The organism is Arcobacter sp. (assembly GCF_050300555.1).
In the GTDB taxonomy this organism is placed as follows: Bacteria; Campylobacterota; Campylobacteria; order Campylobacterales; family Arcobacteraceae; genus Arcobacter.
Genome location: NZ_JBNKXY010000187.1, coordinates 1 through 620 on the forward strand (window position 1 = coordinate 1; position 620 = coordinate 620).

Sequence of the window (620 nt, forward strand, 5' to 3'; positions counted from 1 at the left end):
CTACTTGCATACTTTTCAAAATCTCTAAGTTGGGGTCTTGTTTTTCTAGTATCTAATAAAACAACATCTAAATCATCAATCAAAGAAGCATAAGAGTTAGCCATAGTTGCTATTCCAGAAGCATGTTGAAGCATATTTAAAAATGTTCTCTCAGATGATAATAAAACTGCAGCTTTTCCATCAAGTTTTGCAATAATATCACCCTTTTTTATCACATCACCATCATGTTTTAAAAACTTACATTCAAACTTCTCTGTTTTTGATAAGGCTTTTGCATAAATCTCACCTGCAAAAATTCCATCATCTTTTGAGATAACTTTTGCTGTAAATCTACCCTTAGGAGCAACATCAAAAAACAAATCACCTCGCCCATTATCTTCAATAATGGCATTTTTAACGAACTTTTTAATATTAATCATACTTCAAACATCCTTTGTAGTGCTACTTGTGCCCACTTTGTTACATCTTCATTTACAAAAATTTCTGTATCAAAAACTTCTTTATCATCTTTAATATCTTTTAAACACTTATATACATCTTCCAATGTTGTTTCATTCATAGTAGGACACTCAGGTTTAGTCGAACTTAAGATATAAGTATTTTTTTCTCTTAATCTATTT

At 29.8% G+C, this 620-nt stretch carries 1 protein-coding gene and 1 pseudogene; both read right to left on the bottom strand.

Annotated elements, in window-relative coordinates:
• Positions 1–419, bottom strand: a pseudogene (locus ACQY5W_RS13230) (carboxylating nicotinate-nucleotide diphosphorylase); the annotation flags it as partial.
• The coding region (gene nadA, locus ACQY5W_RS13235; RefSeq protein ID WP_428025443.1) for a quinolinate synthase NadA at positions 416–620 on the bottom strand (205 nt) is incomplete at its 5' end. The pseudogene ACQY5W_RS13230 and the gene nadA, both read right to left, overlap by 4 nt.